Annotated in this window: 17 protein-coding genes and 4 riboswitches; all 17 genes read right to left on the bottom strand. The window is 48.3% G+C overall.

What is annotated here, in order from left to right:
• Positions 1-3: 3 nt before the first annotated feature.
• The 17 genes from MAMMFC1_RS12375 to MAMMFC1_RS12300 all read right to left on the bottom strand — a co-directional run bounded on the left by MAMMFC1_RS12375 (position 4) and on the right by MAMMFC1_RS12300 (position 15,621).
• Entirely contained in the window at positions 4-774 is a 771-nt protein-coding gene (locus MAMMFC1_RS12375; protein WP_126308802.1) for a carbon-nitrogen hydrolase family protein, read from the bottom strand.
• 130 nt (positions 775-904) lie between these two features.
• Positions 905-2,863 (bottom strand): TonB-dependent receptor plug domain-containing protein, encoded by a 1,959-nt coding sequence (locus MAMMFC1_RS12370; protein ID WP_126308801.1) that lies wholly within the window; start codon positions 2,861-2,863, stop codon positions 905-907.
• A gap of 222 nt (positions 2,864-3,085) precedes the next feature.
• Positions 3,086-3,268, bottom strand: a riboswitch (cobalamin riboswitch).
• Positions 3,269-3,402: 134 nt separating this feature from the next.
• Positions 3,403-3,825, bottom strand: coding sequence for a DUF3887 domain-containing protein (locus MAMMFC1_RS12365; RefSeq protein ID WP_126308800.1), 423 nt, complete (start codon positions 3,823-3,825; stop codon positions 3,403-3,405).
• Positions 3,826-3,881: 56 nt separating this feature from the next.
• A complete protein-coding gene (locus MAMMFC1_RS12360; protein WP_126308799.1) occupies positions 3,882-4,652 on the bottom strand; it encodes an acyl-CoA dehydratase activase in 771 nt (256 codons plus the stop codon).
• A gap of 14 nt (positions 4,653-4,666) precedes the next feature.
• Positions 4,667-5,905, bottom strand: a complete 1,239-nt coding sequence (locus tag MAMMFC1_RS12355; protein WP_158618753.1) for a 2-hydroxyacyl-CoA dehydratase subunit D — start codon at positions 5,903-5,905, stop codon at positions 4,667-4,669.
• A complete protein-coding gene (locus tag MAMMFC1_RS12350; protein WP_158618752.1) occupies positions 5,898-6,845 on the bottom strand; it encodes a 4Fe-4S binding protein in 948 nt (315 codons plus the stop codon). Before MAMMFC1_RS12350 ends, MAMMFC1_RS12355 begins: the two co-directional genes overlap by 8 nt.
• On the bottom strand, positions 6,835-7,731 hold the full coding sequence (locus MAMMFC1_RS12345) for a hypothetical protein (protein WP_126308796.1): 897 nt from the start codon (positions 7,729-7,731) through the stop codon (positions 6,835-6,837). Before MAMMFC1_RS12345 ends, MAMMFC1_RS12350 begins: the two co-directional genes overlap by 11 nt.
• 268 nt (positions 7,732-7,999) lie before the next feature.
• Positions 8,000-8,181, bottom strand: a riboswitch (cobalamin riboswitch).
• A 176-nt stretch (positions 8,182-8,357) separates the two neighbouring features.
• Positions 8,358-9,326, bottom strand: coding sequence for an ABC transporter substrate-binding protein (locus MAMMFC1_RS12340; RefSeq protein WP_126308795.1), 969 nt, complete (start codon positions 9,324-9,326; stop codon positions 8,358-8,360).
• 7 nt (positions 9,327-9,333) lie between these two features.
• Entirely contained in the window at positions 9,334-9,963 is a 630-nt protein-coding gene (locus MAMMFC1_RS12335; RefSeq protein ID WP_126308794.1) for a precorrin-8X methylmutase, read from the bottom strand.
• A gap of 208 nt (positions 9,964-10,171) precedes the next feature.
• A riboswitch (cobalamin riboswitch) is annotated at positions 10,172-10,353 on the bottom strand.
• 171 nt (positions 10,354-10,524) lie between these two features.
• The gene (locus MAMMFC1_RS12330) at positions 10,525-10,857 is read right to left on the bottom strand and encodes a type II toxin-antitoxin system RelE/ParE family toxin (protein WP_126308793.1); all 333 of its coding nucleotides are present in this window, start codon (positions 10,855-10,857) and stop codon (positions 10,525-10,527) included.
• A 4-nt stretch (positions 10,858-10,861) separates the two neighbouring features.
• Positions 10,862-11,107: a type II toxin-antitoxin system Phd/YefM family antitoxin gene (locus MAMMFC1_RS12325; RefSeq protein ID WP_004098827.1), complete on the bottom strand. Its 246-nt coding sequence runs from the start codon at positions 11,105-11,107 to the stop codon at positions 10,862-10,864.
• 512 nt (positions 11,108-11,619) lie between these two features.
• Positions 11,620-12,069 (bottom strand): OmpH family outer membrane protein, encoded by a 450-nt coding sequence (locus tag MAMMFC1_RS12320; protein WP_158618751.1) that lies wholly within the window; start codon positions 12,067-12,069, stop codon positions 11,620-11,622.
• A 102-nt stretch (positions 12,070-12,171) separates the two neighbouring features.
• The gene (locus tag MAMMFC1_RS22685; RefSeq protein ID WP_269471833.1) at positions 12,172-12,303 is read right to left on the bottom strand and encodes a hypothetical protein; all 132 of its coding nucleotides are present in this window, start codon (positions 12,301-12,303) and stop codon (positions 12,172-12,174) included.
• A gap of 50 nt (positions 12,304-12,353) precedes the next feature.
• Positions 12,354-12,716, bottom strand: a complete 363-nt coding sequence (locus tag MAMMFC1_RS22680; RefSeq protein WP_158618750.1) for a response regulator transcription factor — start codon at positions 12,714-12,716, stop codon at positions 12,354-12,356.
• Positions 12,717-13,101: 385 nt separating this feature from the next.
• A riboswitch (cobalamin riboswitch) is annotated at positions 13,102-13,277 on the bottom strand.
• Between the two features lie 406 nt (positions 13,278-13,683).
• Positions 13,684-14,148 (bottom strand): hypothetical protein, encoded by a 465-nt coding sequence (locus MAMMFC1_RS12310; protein WP_126308790.1) that lies wholly within the window; start codon positions 14,146-14,148, stop codon positions 13,684-13,686.
• Complete coding sequence (locus MAMMFC1_RS12305) at positions 14,141-14,737, bottom strand: GTP-binding protein (protein ID WP_158618749.1); 597 nt, start codon at positions 14,735-14,737, stop codon at positions 14,141-14,143. The genes MAMMFC1_RS12310 and MAMMFC1_RS12305 overlap by 8 nt, the downstream gene beginning before the upstream one ends.
• 86 nt (positions 14,738-14,823) lie before the next feature.
• Positions 14,824-15,621, bottom strand: a complete 798-nt coding sequence (locus MAMMFC1_RS12300) for a methyltetrahydrofolate cobalamin methyltransferase (protein WP_126308788.1) — start codon at positions 15,619-15,621, stop codon at positions 14,824-14,826.
• Position 15,622 lies beyond the last annotated feature (1 nt).

The raw sequence follows: 15,622 nt of genomic DNA, 5'->3' as shown, positions 1-15,622 counted from the left end.
ATTTCATATTGTACGTACATTAAACTCCGCCGATAAAAGCCGCTGCTGCTCCCCATCCCAGTCAAACAGCAGCACCGCCTGCTGCAAACCATGATAGGCCAGCCGCAGTTTTCCGCCGACCACCACGGCGCTCTGCGCCTGGCTCATATCCATTACTTCCCGGTTGCCGGTCTGGTTGCAGACCCAGACCGGCAGACCGCTTGCCTGCGAACACCGTTCCCAGGCATTGACGGGCAGTCCGCCGCAGTGTCCCGGCGGCCAGGCCGCCGGCACCAGGATGACCTGCGCCTGTTTGGCTCTCAGTGTCTGGGCATTTTCGGCGAAATAGGCGTCGGCGCATACTAAAACCCCGGCTGTCATCTCCTTGCAGATCAGCGGCTCCAGTACTGTCCCCTTGGCTGCCCAGCCCTCGGCGCCCGTGCCATGGGAGTGCATTTTCCGGTGGCGGCCGATGATTTCCCCGTCGCTGCCCATCACCAGACAGCTGTTATAGCACAGGCCGCTCGCCGCATCCTGCTCACCGCAGCCCAGAAATACCGTCAGGCCGTAAGCGGCAGCCACGCACCGCAGAGGCTGCAAGTTTGGCGCCGGCTGTACCGGAATCGAGAAAGGCCGGTTTTTTTGCGTGAAAAAGTAGCCTTGCAGCGCCGTTTCCGGGGTAACAACCCAATTTGCGCCCGCTTGGGCTGCCAGAGTTACAGCCTGCTGCAGCAGCGCCAGATTTCGCTCTTCCGGCCCGCCGCTTAGATCCAGATGTAATAAAGCAATACGCATGATACTTTCTCCTTATTTTTTCTGTATATATACAAAGCCTGGCCCTTGCTGAAATATCTCCTTTTTTCTCTATAAGGACGGGCAGAGTGTTGCGCCCGGGCTAATGCTCCAGCCTTGTCCGAAACTGGAATTAGAAACTGTATTGCATGCCAATTTGATAATTGCGTCCCGGGGCAGAGTACCAGTAAGTTTGGCTGGGATTCCCGTCTGTCCCCTGTTCGGCATAGAATTTGTCGAAAATATTATTAACTTTCGCAAAAACTCTGACCGTATCCGACGCCTTGTAATTAACAGCTAAGTCCCAAACCCAGAAGTTCTTAAATTCGGCGACTGTAGCCTTGCCATAGCCGCCTTCCCGGTCGACGATCCCCCGGCCATTGAGTACTGTGTTGAATTTATCCCGTTCATAATCCAAGCCGATATTCCAGGTCCCGCGGGGCAGGAACCCGTTTCGGTTCGCATTGGCCGTAGCAGAGGCGGGATCGATATAAATGTAGGTATAACCCACATTGACCCGGAAATTTTTCGTAAAATCTTTTGTCAGCCGGACGCCCCAGCCGCGGGAATCCTCTTTCCCGGTATTGTAATATTGGTAGTAGGGCGCGCTCGCAAGATAACGATAGCCAATTATATTCTCAGCCTTCTGTTTGTAAATGTTGAAGCTGCCGGCAAAGGTATCATCAAACTTGTGATTTACACCAAATTCCACAGTGTTTCCCTCTTCAGGCTGCAAATCCTTGCTGCCAATCTGCGAAAAAATCTGATACTGGTTGGGAGCAACAAAAAATTCTTTGTAGCTGACGTAATAATTGGTTCTATCATCCTGGTTATACCCCAGCACAAGGCTGGGCGTGCTGTGATTGCCGTATTCGGAATGATGGTCGAAGCGAATCCCCCAAGTCAGGTTCCAGCGTTTGCTGAGTTCCCATTCGTCCTGGATAAACACCGCCCGGTTGGAGAGGACTTTATCCTGATAGGTCTCGACATTGAACACCGACCCGGCGTAGTAAGCCGAGTAATAATCTTTGACTTTGTCTTGGTAGTAATCCACGCCGCCGGTCAGCGTGTGTCCGCCGGCTTTATAGGTTAGCTGATCACTAAAGCCGACGGTTTCTAAATCCATGAGCCACATAGTCGGTACCCTGCAGTTGTCCCTGAGGCGATTCTGATTTCTAAACAAGGAAAATGTATTCGTTAACTTTTCGGAAATCTTTCGGTCATAGATGAGACTGAAGCTGTTATTATCTTTTTCTCCATAGTCTCTGACAGTAGTAAACGAGCCGCCGTCAGGCCGCTGGTAATCCGCCCGGTAGGTTTGATAACGTAAAGTAAGATGGGAGTTTTCATCAAAATCTTTGCCAATTTTGAAATTCAGGGCCATAGAGTTAATATCATTAATGACCGGGTTGCCGCGGCCGTCTTTAAAATCACCCATAAGCCGTTTCTGGGCGTCAATACTCCAGTAAACACCATCCTTGCTCCCGCTGTGGGTGAAATTATACTGCTCTTTGCCGTAGCTGCCGTATTCAACGCCAAGTTTGTTGATGGATTCTCCGTCTTTGGGCTTCCGGGTAATGATATTAATGACGCCGCCTTGCGCATCAGAACCATACAAGGTGGAAGCGGATCCTTTCAGTACTTCAATGCGCTCAATCGCATCCATATTGACAAACTCCCCGATGGGAGCCTTACTGTATGTACTGCCATTGGTATTGGCCCGCACGCCGTCAATCAAATAGACCACATTAGCGGCCCCGTTGATGTATAAGCCGTTGGAACTGTAGTTTTCGCCGCTGGCGCTATAATTCAAAATTGTGACACCCTGTACATGCCGCAAGGCTTCACTGACATCCGCATAATGGTTCTTTTCAATTTCTTCTCTGGTAACAACGCTGATGTTAGCCTTAGCCTCAAACTCTTTAACCGGTGTTTTCGTGGCCGTAACAACCACCTGATCAAACGAATAATCCTGCTGTTTCTCCCCTTCTCCATAGGAAATCCCTGTCATGCCCAGCACCAGTGCGCTGCTCACCATGGCGCACAACATGGCTTTTCTTTTGTTTGTCAACCTTAACCTTGCCTGCTTCATTACCGTTGTCCCCCTCAAATCCACATTCAAATCCCCATAGTAATCCAAAGAATTTCAGAATATTGCTTCCGCAGCCTTCCGGCCATATGGCAGGCACCGCGCAGCCCCATGCAGGCTCCGCCGACAACATAAAACCCTCTCTGCGCTGCAGGAAGGGTTATGCAAGGTTTATCTAAATAAAGAATCCCGGCAATAATCCCCTCCCCATCGCTCGTGGGTAAAACGGTGACTGACAGACAGGCCGTTCTCCTGGCTCTGGAGCATGGCTCGGCCAAACCTTCCCAAGACGTTCGTCTCAGTGGCATATCTTGGCTTTGCTCCCCATTACAGTGGCGGGACCGCGCCGGTATTACACCGTTCTTCCCTATTAAGCCCTTGCAGGGCACCTGTCTCAATACTTATGAAATTGTAGATCTCGGCTGGAATAATTCGATACACGGCCTGACGAATAGCTGACAGCTATGTAAGGATGACTCCCGTGCTTCCAGGGAAGGGTTACGCTGCCGGGTAATGCCGTGAATTAGTTAGTCAACATACCGCTATTGGCGTAAATTGGGGGAATCCAACCAAAAACCGGAGACAAGGAATTTACTGTCAGCTTCCGTTAGAACAATTCGAACAACAACATCAGTAACTTCTTGGGAAAACTTCGCTTTATAAGTAAAAATGCTGTACTGCTCCTTCTGCTCACTGCTGACAAATTCTTTGGCAATATAGTCGCCGATTTTCCCTTTGATCTCCCGGCTTATTTTCGCAAACTCCGCTGCCGGCAAGCTATTGCTCATTTGCTGGTCAAAGTCCTCCGAGAATTTTGCGTAGTTGTCTTCCTTCAGACCTGTTAGCATTTTTTCTGCAATTACATTGGCACAACTCTGGCTGTCTGCCGCTGCCGTCTGCGCCATGCACCCGATTGCCAGCAAAAACATCAGTAGTAAGCCCAGGCATATACCTTTTTTTTTCATTTTAACCTCCCGCTTTCTCTCTTCATTTTCGTCAACCCATGGCCTAGTAGTCTGTCTTATCTTCGCAGCGAACAGGCTGCGCCATAAGCGACCGTGAACTGGGGATGGGGAAGAATATATACATCCCGGAAAAGTTCATCTTCCATTGCCGCCGCCAGCCCGCCGTTATTGGCCGATCCGCCGTCAAGATACAATTCATCTTCGAAATCCTGATTTCCCATCATGCCGGCTATGCGTCTGGCGATTGATTCATGCAGCCCGCGGATGATGTTTTCCTTTTTCGTTCCTTTGGCGATGAGGGATACGATCTCGCTTTCCGCGAATACCACACAGGTACTGTTGAGGCTTACGGAAGCATCGGCCTTGTCCGCTAAGGCCGCAAAATCATGAATGGGCGTGTCCAGGATACGGCCGGCCATTTCAAAAAAACGTCCGGTCCCGGCCGCGCATTTATCATTCATCTTAAAGTCGCTTAATTTGCCGTCCTCGGCCAGCCGAATAATTTTTATATCCTGGCCGCCGATATTGATAACCGTGCGCGCTTTCCTGCCGCTTAACAGGTAAACGCCCCAGGCATTGGCGGAAACCTCGTCAATAACGGTATGCGCGCCGGCAATCAGATTTTTGCCGTAGCCGGTGACCGAGATACCCTCACTATCCTGTTCGCTTACCTCAATCTCAGCCAAACCCTCGTCCAGCAACCGGCGGGCCAGGGTCTCCTGGCCGGGTGCGGTCGGCACCGCTTTTTTCCAGATAAGCTCGCTGTCTTTGACGATCACTGCCTTGATGGCCGTGCTGCCGAGATCAATGCCAATTTTATAGCTCATAGCGATCAACCTTCCTATAAAGTTTGTTTAAAAGCTTCCAGACGGGTCAAAATGTTCTGGCTGTCTTCTTTTACATAATCAGTTTCAATTTTGAGAAACTTGCGTCCACTGTCCTTTACTTTCTTTTCGATGGAAAAACTCTCAATATCGTAGGGATGACAGCCTTTTAACACATGAAAGACAATTCCTTTCATCTGGTGGTCCCCGGTTATCTTCAGGATATTATTGACGCGCCGTTCATTATCCGCGAAGGTCGGGCAGATACAGGCCTTATGGTATCTTTCGGCCAGCGCTCTTAACAGGCCGTGCTCCGACGGGTCATCATACACCGTTGCGCCGGGAAGTATCCGTTCGGAAGAACAGAGGTCGTCGGCGCAGACGGTCATGCCCGCCTGTTCAATAAGCTGCAGCAGCTTCAGATTCGGAAAGATCACCGGCGACCCGGCAAGAAAGACCTTGTACGGATTCTGGCGCGGAGCTTCCGTCTGAAAGCGTTGTATCACCAGCGCCAGTTGCTCGGCCCAGCGATCAAGATCGTCCAGCATAAACGTATTGGCAATGCAAAAAAACCATATGCCGGGAAGGATATTGCGTCTTTTTAAATCAATGAGTGCCTGAAACAGCTTCCAGACATGCATAAAGGCATTCATCGAATAGAGGAGGCCTTGTCTTTTTAGTGTAACTCCTGTTTTTTCCGCTAGAAACTGTTTTAAGGCATAGATTTCCTCAAGCCAGCGCTTTTGGCCCTTTTCATTCTGTTTGACATGGGGAAGCTCCAGATAATGCAGGGGTCCGATCTTCTCTCTGGCGATTTCCGGCATTTTCACAACCCAGTCGCAGGTCGTCGGGACAATTGTGGCGTCATAACCAGCCGCTGCGCCGGCAAAGTCCATACTGCCAATATAGGATTTGAGCATGGGGCACATCAGCACCGGCAGATAAGCTGCGGAAAGCCGCTGCGCCGTATAGGAGCCGCTGCACAGTTTCACCGGATGAACCCCGAAAGCATGAAACAGTTCCCATGGTGCCTGGATGCAAAACAGGCCAATGAGCGGCCGGCCAACCTTTTCTCTGAGCCGGGAAGGCTGCAGCGGCAAGGTTAATAAATCCAGAAAATAGTCGAACTCGGCAACATAGTCGGCTCTTGCCTTTAATGCGTCAATTTCCTGCTCATATTCTTCACAGGTTTTTTCATACGCCTTTGCCCGCTGTCTTAGACGCCGCTCTTCCTCTTTCGACACCATGTTATCCATTGGCTGATTTCCTCTGTTGATAGTTTTCGGCAACATACCTGCGTGACGACGAAAATATATCGTGATTAAAGAATTTTACAGTTAATGTGTTGTCTTCCGGACAAGATTCGATACAGCGCAGGCAAAGCATACAGTCTTCGCTCATTACGTTTTTTTCACTGGTTTCCAGATGCACGTCCCGGATATCCACCGGACACATTCTTTGGCAGTTGCCACAGCCTAAGCAGGTATGACCTTTTTTTTCAAAGCGGATAAAGCTAAGTTTGCGGGTCATCTGAATCAAGGGGAGCATCGGACAGAACAGGCAAAAAAACCGGTCCTTGAAAAAACTCCCGACCAGCGTGACGGCGGCAATGGTGAGGGATAAAACCGAGAAGGTCAGCGTGATCGTGTTCGTATAGTCCAGGGCGAGATTGCGGGTTTGCCCGGCAAACAGCGGCATAATGGGCTTGGCCGGGCAAATTTGACAGAACAGCAGGTAAAAATCCCGGTGCAGCCCCCCAAATGCCATTAAGAACGGCGTAATAATCAGCAGGGCCAGCAGTACATATTTAACCGGCTTCAGGCGCTCCCGGGTTTTCCAGGAAAACTCCGTTTCCCGGATTCCCAGCTTCTTTCTGAGCTGGGACAGCCAATCCTGCAGGGTGCCAAACGGGCATATCCAGCCGCACCATAGTTTTGACAGCAGAATTGCCAACAGAACAAAGAGAAGAAAATACAGTACTACCTTAAAGCTTTTATAGGAAAGCAGTTCGGGAAATAAAAAGGCTAGGCTCCATTGCCCCTGCAAGGCCATGAGATAACAATACCCGGCGCAGCCAGGAACATAAGGACAGGAAAAACAGGGAACCGAGTAGCCCAGGTTTACTCCGGCCCGGCCGCCGTAGGTCCAGAAAACAAACATGAAATTTTGAATTAGTAACCGTAAGTTATCTACCATGATACCGGAAGCTCCTTCTGCGAAATAATACAACGGTGATACTGACTGCCATGGCCAAGAAGAAAAGAAGCAGGCCATGGGTAAGGTTGTTGTGAGCCAAGTATGAGCGGCGCAGTAAAAAATTCATTGAGGTTTTGTACACTTCATTGCCGACAGCTTCTTCCGCATAGACGATGGTCTCCTTATACGCATTGTAGCCGCCGTTATCCAGGCGTTTATCGTGAGGCGGGGTAAAAGAAAATATACCGGCGGCATCAGGCAAAAGTTTTTCCGAAGTCTTGTTGCGCAAATCAAGGATCTGCATTTCCCGGACAGCATGACCGGGCGAATAAACCGGCTTATACAGAAACCGGAACGTTTGGCCTGTCATCAGCGTCCTGTACGGATTGCCGGATAAGTCCAGTTCAATGGCGGGAAATACTTTGGTATTTTTCGCCATCGCCCGGCCTTGCTCTATCCGCTTATCCATCCCGTCCGCATACAGGGGAAAAGTCGTCTGGGCCGTAAAATGCTCTCCCTGGCGGCTACCTGTGACAACCACGTGATAAAAAAACCGGGAAGAGGTATTAACCCGCAGGAAGTAGCGGCCATCCTGCTGCTCGACGGGAATCCGGTAATACTGTTTTTCACCGGTTTGGCGGCCGTCATGGTAAAAAGCGGTTAAATCGGTAAGCTCAGCAAGCGTTAGTGATTCGGCACTGCTTGTAATATAAATAGTCTGCGTTGCCGATCCGTCCCGCTCATCCTGTTTCGTACCATACTCCAGCCAGAGAAATGCCGGTCTGTCTTCAAAGCCGCTGCATTCCGCGCTATGAACAAGCAGCAGGAATGCCAAAAAAATACCCGCCAGTATATTCCGGGTACGCAGTATTTTGTTATGCGGCAAATATAATCCTCCTCTCCTCCGCATGGCCTGGGCCTCGTCTACAGTGAACTCGTTTCAGCATCACTGAAACACGGGGATTCAGGTGGAGAGTCTGCTCCACCTGAATTAACGCCGCCTGTAGAGGCGGGAGTCTTGACTTATTATCAAGCTGAATCCGGGCAAATAGAAAAGTCTTCTGAACAGAGTGCAGAAGACTGGAAGACTGGAAGTAAGCAAATGTTAAAAAACATTCTTTTGGTCAAATCCCCTCCTCATCGCTCGTGAGTAAACGGTGATTTTCAGTCAGGCAGTTCTCCTGGCTCCGGATCAACACTTGCCCAAACCTTCCCAGGACTTTCGCCCCAGTGGCATTCCTTGGGTTTGCTCCCCGTTACAGTGGCGGGACCGCGCCGGTATTGCACCGGTCTTCCCTATTAAGCCCCGTAGGGCACCTGTCTCAATATCTATGAAATTGTAAATCTCGGCTGAAATAATTTGATACACGGCCTGACGGATAGCTAACAGCTATGTAAGGATGGCTCCCGGTGCTTCCAGGCTACGGGAATCTGTATGGCAGGATTCTCGCCTAACCCGCTCTATGTACCTGCAAAAGGAAGCAAAAGAAGACCGGCCCCCGCTTCCAGCTGCTACTGTCCGAAATACTGCGGATACGCAGCCGCGGCTATAGCGTATACGCCGTTTACGATATACTGCGAGGAGCAGTACATGTAAGCATCCGGCACCGTAACCAGCCTGCGCTGCTGAATCGCCGTCACGGCTTGCAGCGCCTGGTCGGCCAGCAGGTCGGCCTTGAACTGCCGCATATCCGCATTCCGGCCACTGCGGTCGGCAACCGGAATGAGAAACACATCCGGATTCACCTTAACAATTTGCTCCTTGGACAACTGACCGTTCGTCGGCAGGCCGGCCAAGGCCGCCCCGTTTTGGACGCCGGCATGCCGGCAGATATCATCGAACAGACTGTCCTTGCCGCCGGTTACCCCCATAGTACTAAAACGGACAACCACCGGCTGCCGGCCGCCAGGTATCTGACTCACTTTGGCGCGAATAGCGGCAAGCTTAGTCTCCATTTCAGCAATGATCTGCGCTCCGGCTTGAGCTTCGCCGACAACGCCGGCAATTTCCGCGATTACATCCCTGATTTCTCTAACTGTTTTCGGTGCCTTATACAAATACACAGGGATACCGGTATCCCGCAAGATCTGAATCAGTTCCACCGGCTGCCAGTCGGGAACAAGCACCAGGTCAGGCTGCAGTTTGATTATCGCCTCCGCGTCGGCAGTTGCCCTGCGGGGTATTTTTTTGGCCTGGGCAGTAATATTGGAAATTTTGCCATCATCCGCCAGGTAGGTTAACGCGGCAATGCGCTGGGCGGGAACCAGGTCAACCAAAATTTCATCCATAGCAATCCCCAGCGAGACAATCCGCTGCGGTTTGTCCTTTAAGACCATAATCTGACCTTTGTTATCTGCCAGCCCATAACTTGCCGCGCCTTTGCCCATCTGAGCCGTCTGATTGGTAGTACAGCCGCTTATCCACAGCGCCATACATATCACAATAACCATTCTTACTATTCTTACTATTCTTACTATCATTACATATTTACTTGCCTGGCAGCATATACAGCAGCGCGTTTATGGCCGACGCAGCAATCGCGCTTCCTCCCTTGTTGCCGTGGACAGTGATATAAGGTACCGGTGAATGCGCAGCCAGGTATTCCTTGGACTCCGCCGCACCGACAAAGCCTACCGGGACGCTGATAATTACCGCCGGACGGACCTGGGACTCCTGCATGATTTTTATGGCTTCAAACAGGGCGGTCGGAGCATTGCCAACAGCCAGAATGGCGCCGTCCAGTTTATCGGCAAAAGCCCGTATGGCTGCCATAGCGCGGGTAATGCCGGCCTGTCTGGCCTGTTCGGCAATACCGGAATCGGCAATCAGGCAATGCGCTTCACCGCCATACTCGGCCAAGCGCCGTTTGTTAATGCCGGTACGTACCATTTCCACATCACAGTAAATGGGCCTGCCCTGCTGCAGCGCCTGCATACCGGCAGCAATAGCCTGGGGATGGATACTGATACTTTTTGCATAATCGGGATCGCCGGCAGCATGGATAATCCGGGAATATACTCTGGCAGCCTGGTCATTCAGGTTAAGATCGGTAAGGTAGGCGGCAATGATCTCCATGCTCCGCTGTTCGATGGCCTGCGGTTCCATAATGTAATCCATAAAATGACCTCCTTATAAAGACAAGTTTCTATATAGAAAACTCCCGCTTGCGCAAAGCAACCGGGAGTGTCCTAACAGTAGGTAGGCCAATAAAAAACTCCTGATAGTAAATATCAGGAGTGAATTAAGCCAAAGTCGCAAATTTTCCGGGATGCTCCCGGAAGATACGCTTAACTGTAATCCCCTCCCCATACCGCGTGGGTGAAAAACGGTGATTGTCAGCTAGGTAGTTCTCCTGGCTCCGGATCATGGCTTGCTTAAACCTTCCCAAAACAATGGTCTCAGTGGCATATCTTAAGCTTGCTCCCCGTTACAGTGGCGGGACCGCGCCGGTATTGCACCGGTCTTCCCTATTAAGCCCGACTGGGCACCTAACTCAAAATATTCAGTTACCAGTACTTGTATATCATACTACAGAAAAGCAACTATTTTGTCAATAGCACAGGAAAAAACGGACGTGAAAATTCAGGCGATTTCCCCCTGCGCGATCATGGCCAGAACCCGGCCAGGGCGGTATCATCCCCGAAACAAAGCTACGAGTCTTTCACAGATAGTCATCCATCAAAAATTTGGTTCGTCTTTTTGCTGTTCTCCAAATAGGATTCTCATATAATCCCGTCTGCCATAGAGAATGCGCACGACGTAAATGCTTTCACCCTCATGCCTGTAAAACACAAGATAACTATCGCTCACCAAAAAGCGATAATCGGTCTTCATATCTAGAATAGCTGACAAAGGTGCTCCGCTATCAGGAAAACCTTTTAGTCTGCAAACAGCTTCTACTATTTTGGAAACCGTGTCAAGGGCGGCCATAGGGTGGTCAAGTTCCATTGCAATATAGTTCTTAATGCCCTGTAAATCATTCTGCGCTTCAGGTGATATACAGACCTTCATGCTGCTAAACCCCTAAAGATTTTTCAACTTCCTCAATAGTTAACCAGCCTTTTTCGCGTCCGGCCTTTTCACCTTCCGCCAACTGTGACATGAGCTTAATAGTTGCCTGTGTTTTTTCGTAATCGGCAATATCAACAAGCGCGTAGCGTCCTCTGCCGTTTTTCGTCAGAAAGACCGGAGCGCCAACGGCAACATCCCGCAGCACTTCATTGTAATTCCGCAAGTCCGAAACCGGTTTAATGTTCGGCATAAAAATCGCTCCTTTTCTTTGCTGATATTATTATAGCCTAATTATTCGTAAAATACAAAATCATTTAATGCACATCCACAAAGGCCATATGAAACTTTCCTTCTTCCTGGCGCTGAACAAAGGCTACGTATTGTTCCGTAATCAGCTTAAGATATTGTCACAAGAACGTTGGCAACCAACACTTTGACAATAAAAAAGGTATGAACCCAGGGAAGTTTTTTACTCCCATGGTTTCATACCACATTCTGTCTAACATGTTGTCTTTTTACTATGGGTGTGACGCAAAATATGACGTCTAGTCACATTTGTGAATTTTTCAAAAATCCACTTTTCATGCTATTTTAGCATTTATAGTGTATTTTGTAAAGTTTTTTTTGGTAATCGTAATGACTTTGAGATTGATTCAAAATTCAATTGGCCCTTTGCGCCTTCTTTCCGTCCCGGGCTGCCGGATACTTTGCCGTCAGCATGCTCCTTACCTTTTTATGTATCCAGGTCTCTTTTGCTTCTTTTTATCGTTTCACTTTGGCAATGACATCGGCCGTGATATCCCTGTCGCCGTAGACCACGATAGCGGCATCGCCAACGACGGTCAGCCCTTTTTCTACGGCGATGGCTTGAATGGCGGCGGCGATTTTATCGCTCACCGGTTTCATGAGTTCGTCTTCCTGCTGCTCCTGTTGCCGCGACAGCTTGTCGCCATAGGCTTGTTTGTCGGCCGGCGGCAGGTCTTTGGTATGCTCGTCGTAGTCTTTTTGCGCTTCATTCCGCATGGTTTGGATGCGATTCATGATGTCCTGAATGCCGGGGTAAGCGGCGAAAATCTTCTGCCTATTGACATAGCCGATACTTGTCTCCTGCCGGTCTTTGGCCTTGGCAGCCAGTGCCGGGACGGGCGCTGCCAGGCCGGATAAGAGAAAAACAACGGCCAATAGGGAAATGGTTTTTATGATTTTTTTCATTTGTCTGTTCCTTTTTCTAAATTTTTTAAGGCTTTCCACGACCGAGTAGTACATAACCCGGTCAAGCGGAGCGCTTTCTGTTTGTTTTTTGGGAAATTATTACTAAAATTCATTGCTGCTCTTTCCCTTCGCCGCTATATGACACAATGCTGCAATAAGTGTTCCGGTAACCGCCCCCACTATCGAAAAAAGAAATGCTCCTACCGCAAAACCGTTCCAAAACGAATTAACCATAACGCAATCCTCCTTTTTTATGATCTAACACAATGGTATCAAGGTTTTAATTACTGCGCCTGCCGGGGCAATTGAAGCACCTTGCCAATCAATTCCACCCGGGAAGTCGCGCCTGTCTTGGCAAATAAATTGCGAATATGCGATTTTACTGTTTCCAGACCGATGCACAATATTTTGCTTATTTCTTTGTTCGTCTTGCCCATCGCCATGATTTGCACAATTTCCCGCTCCCGTGGTGTAAGAGCTATTTCATTGGTGAGTTCGTTCTCCAGCAGGGAAATATAATCGAAGATAATATAATAACAGGTTTTCTCTGCTTTCCCAAGCCGCAGACAACTAAAGACAAGGGTACCGGACAGAAAGTGAAGCATCCCGCTATGGCTAATTAAAGGATTATTAACGTCATTAACCATTTCGCTGAAATTCCGGCAAATTTTTTCGAGTTGTTGAAAAAGCTCAGGACATCTTTCAGCAAAAATCTTTTTGGCGCTCTCATTCTGATATTTTTTTTTGAAATTCCAATTTAGAATGCAGATACCTTGATAAGATGAATGCAATAGTCGAAAAACATCGGGAGGCATCGTCTTTAACACCTTCAGCCTTTTAAATATTGATGACAGTTTATAAATCGCCGGGAAAAACAAGTGTCTGAAAGATTGATTTCATAATGTCTTTCTTCCTTATATTTTGGATATAAAAAAGCTCCCTGTGAAAAGAGAGCGTTACACTTACACTGCCAATAGGAATAAGGCCTATTGACAGGATTCGTAACCTCCTTCCCCATCGTTCGTAGGTCAAGCGGCGATTGTCAGATAGGCAGTTCTCCTGGCTCCGGCTCTTCGCTCATCCGCGTCTTCCCAAAGCTATGCTTCAGTGACATCTGTGCGGATTTACTCCCCGATACAGTGGCGGGACCGCGCCGGCTTGTTACCGGCTTCTCTTTTTAGCCTTCCTGGCTGCCGAAAAATACTCCTGCCCACTTAGGCAGAAATCTATCGTCAACACCTTTCATTAGGCACCTATCCCAGCATTATTTTATTATTTTTTTATTGACCACAAATTGCTCGGTAGTCAGAATTCCTAATCTCTATCTAAGATTAGACTATGTAGACTGAAGCTGTAAATACCTCAAATGAGGTATTTTTCAAAAAATTTCTTTTTTTTACTTTTATCGTTATTTATCGTTTGCTGTATAGATTTCATTTTTCCGTACATAACCGTATGATCCGTATGATATGGATATGATTTTTAAAAGTAAAAAGCTCCCTATATGAAAGGGAGCACAGTCCGGTGATAATTTTATTCTTTTGGGGCATAAGAAATACTCCCCTTTCAGATAAACAGTTTTTTTGTTTTTACTGCCTACCTTAAAGGGAGCAATTATTTTTCGTTGCTATTGCGCTTTTTGCCGCGCAAAACTTTTGGTTGAACCTTGCGTGATACGTTTTTTGATGGTTCCTTCCATTCAGTACTACCCGTCCCCAAATCCTTTAGTGTTTCAGTTACTACCTTTTCCACTGCACTTATCGTGTGTCCAAAAATAAGGACATTCACATACAGTTCTAAACTGTCCAAGATAACCCCGCCGCCATTGCGCCAATGCTCTGAGGGGGTTACATCTATCTGATCCAACCTGGTAAGCGACAAAGTGATAAAATATTCCGCCGCTGGTTCCGGCAGTTTAGCTAATATTTTAATATGGCCCAAAATGATCTCATTATGGGATAACGCTTTTCCGATTGATCCGACAAAGTCCCGTAATAGGCCTTCCGTTTCCCGGATTGTATAAGATTTCTCAAAAACTCTATGATAAATTTGGCTAAAGACGGTTGCATCACTACTCATAGGAAACAATCTCCTCAAGTACGTCAGGGGGCAATTCATTTATTGCGCTCGTAATCACAACCGTGATGTGGGCGTCAATTTCCTTTAGATCTTTTATAATACTCTTTACATCTTCACCGGCAATAAGATCCGTTTTGTTAAGAACAATCAGGTCACTCCCCTTAATCTGTCCAGTAACAAGCGGCTCTAGCATTAACTTCAATTCCGACCAGCGGGCGCGATCCACAATCGTAACTGTTTTAAAAGCAGAGTAAACCGTACTATATTTTTTGATCGTCGCGGCCGTCTTGGAGGGAAACGCCAGACCGGTCATTTCGATCAACAACCAGTCCGGGTGGATGGACCCATGAATTTCACTTATGGCGCTTATTAAGTCACTGCCAATTTGACAGCACACACAGCCGCCAAATAGCTGTTTAACCTTTAAACCGCTGGCAGAAAAAAGTTTGTCGTCAATTCCGGCTGCCCCGACCTCATTTTCGATAATGGCTACCGTTTCTTGGTGAACGTCAGTAAGGTATTTGGCTACCTGCAGCATTGTTGTAGTCTTGCCGGAGCCTAAGAAACCGCCGAAAAGCAAAATACGCATAGTTTCCTCCTTTTGCATCTCTTACAACATAAGGGGCTATCCCCCATATTACCGGAGACAGCCCCTACCGCTACAATGACTAATGACTAAAACGTAAATGCATCCCGCCGGTAAGCTTCAAGATAATTACTGCAGAAGTTATCCCGGCCGGCCAGTGTTTCCGCCGTTATTACGCTAGCCATCATGGCCTTGTCCAGCGGGTTAATAATCAAACCGTCCAAGCCTTTGGCAATGCCCATCACCGCAAACAATTGGTTTATAAATTTGCGGTTCGGTAAACCGTACGAAATATTGGACAAACCGCAAATAGTGTGCACTCCCCGATAATTAGTGGTAATTGCCTGAATGGCATCCAGGAATTCGATGCCGAAGGAATCATTGGTCGCCACCGGCTGAACCAGTGCGTCGACATAGATGTTATCCAAAGGTATCTTGTTTTGAACCAGACTGTTAATTAACTTATCAGCAATTTTCAATCTAGCATCTGTAGTCTCCGGCATTCCTTCGTCACTCATGCACAACGCCACTACTTTAAGGTCCGTTCCGGCTATTACCGGCAATAAAGCATCATATCTCTCTTTTTCCAGGGATATAGAGTTGACCATTGCCGTTCCCTTATGCACGGCCAGCGCTTGCTCCACACATTTCGGGTCCGGACTGTCAATGCAGCAAGGCGCATCCACCGCTTCTTGCACTACTTTTACCAGCCATTTAAGGTATTCGGCCTCTTTTCCTACAAAGATGCCGGCATTAACGTCGATATAATGGGCTCCGGCCGCGAATTCGTCTTTGGCCACTTGTTGGATCTGGGCTGTATCTTGTGCTTCAATAGCAGCGCCAATAGCCTTACGGCTGGAATTGATCAATTCACCGACAACTAACATC

Origin of the sequence: Methylomusa anaerophila, from assembly GCF_003966895.1 — a bacterium.
GTDB lineage: Bacteria > Bacillota > Negativicutes > Sporomusales > Sporomusaceae > Methylomusa > Methylomusa anaerophila.
This window is presented reverse-complemented; position numbering and strand designations above follow the sequence as displayed.

Coding starts and splice junctions, on each gene's coding strand:
- MAMMFC1_RS12370 (WP_126308801.1), bottom strand. CDS start 2,863: ATGAAGCAGGCAAGGTTAAGGTTGACAAACAAAAGAAAAGCCATGTTG.
- MAMMFC1_RS12305 (WP_158618749.1), bottom strand. CDS start 14,737: ATGCGTATTTTGCTTTTCGGCGGTTTCTTAGGCTCCGGCAAGACTACA.
- MAMMFC1_RS12365 (WP_126308800.1), bottom strand. CDS start 3,825: ATGAAAAAAAAAGGTATATGCCTGGGCTTACTACTGATGTTTTTGCTG.
- MAMMFC1_RS12340 (WP_126308795.1), bottom strand. CDS start 9,326: ATGATAGTAAGAATAGTAAGAATAGTAAGAATGGTTATTGTGATATGT.
- MAMMFC1_RS12320 (WP_158618751.1), bottom strand. CDS start 12,069: ATGAAAAAAATCATAAAAACCATTTCCCTATTGGCCGTTGTTTTTCTC.
- MAMMFC1_RS12325 (WP_004098827.1), bottom strand. CDS start 11,107: ATGCCGAACATTAAACCGGTTTCGGACTTGCGGAATTACAATGAAGTG.
- MAMMFC1_RS12335 (WP_126308794.1), bottom strand. CDS start 9,963: ATGGATTACATTATGGAACCGCAGGCCATCGAACAGCGGAGCATGGAG.
- MAMMFC1_RS12350 (WP_158618752.1), bottom strand. CDS start 6,845: ATGGTAGATAACTTACGGTTACTAATTCAAAATTTCATGTTTGTTTTC.
- MAMMFC1_RS12355 (WP_158618753.1), bottom strand. CDS start 5,905: ATGGATAACATGGTGTCGAAAGAGGAAGAGCGGCGTCTAAGACAGCGG.
- MAMMFC1_RS12330 (WP_126308793.1), bottom strand. CDS start 10,857: ATGAAGGTCTGTATATCACCTGAAGCGCAGAATGATTTACAGGGCATT.
- MAMMFC1_RS12375 (WP_126308802.1), bottom strand. CDS start 774: ATGCGTATTGCTTTATTACATCTGGATCTAAGCGGCGGGCCGGAAGAG.
- MAMMFC1_RS22680 (WP_158618750.1), bottom strand. CDS start 12,716: ATGGTTAATGACGTTAATAATCCTTTAATTAGCCATAGCGGGATGCTT.
- MAMMFC1_RS12300 (WP_126308788.1), bottom strand. CDS start 15,621: ATGTTAGTTGTCGGTGAATTGATCAATTCCAGCCGTAAGGCTATTGGC.
- MAMMFC1_RS22685 (WP_269471833.1), bottom strand. CDS start 12,303: ATGGTTAATTCGTTTTGGAACGGTTTTGCGGTAGGAGCATTTCTTTTT.
- MAMMFC1_RS12310 (WP_126308790.1), bottom strand. CDS start 14,148: ATGAGTAGTGATGCAACCGTCTTTAGCCAAATTTATCATAGAGTTTTT.
- MAMMFC1_RS12360 (WP_126308799.1), bottom strand. CDS start 4,652: ATGAGCTATAAAATTGGCATTGATCTCGGCAGCACGGCCATCAAGGCA.